The sequence below is a fragment of the Stenotrophomonas sp. SrG genome, from assembly GCF_050031795.1.
GTDB lineage: Bacteria > Pseudomonadota > Gammaproteobacteria > Xanthomonadales > Xanthomonadaceae > Stenotrophomonas > Stenotrophomonas rhizophila_A.
Map to the genome: position 1 here is coordinate 1 of NZ_JBNBBE010000163.1, position 285 is coordinate 285.

Sequence of the window (285 nt, forward strand, 5' to 3'; positions counted from 1 at the left end):
AGGTTACCGTGATCGTCGCCTTCGAAGAAGACTTCCACGAAAAGCTTCCGTACCTGTTCCCGCACACAGATGCCAAGGCATGGTTCGACGGCCCGCGTGAAGGCCGCCACGAATCGGCGTTCCGCAACGGCACCCTGCCGGGCGCCTACCTGATCCTGGCCGCGCGCGCGCTGGGCCTGGATGCCGGCCCGATGAGCGGTTTCGACCCGGCCCAGGTGGACGAAGCCTTCTTCAAGGGCACCACCATCAAGTCGTATTTCCTGGTCAAGATGGGTTACGGTGATT

At 62.5% G+C, this 285-nt stretch carries 1 protein-coding gene; it reads left to right on the forward strand.

Annotation, left to right across the window (positions count from 1 at the left end; all coding sequences use genetic code 11):
* On the forward strand, positions 1-285 hold a 285-nt coding region (locus ACQG3P_RS19370; protein WP_426805948.1), incomplete at both ends, for a nitroreductase family protein.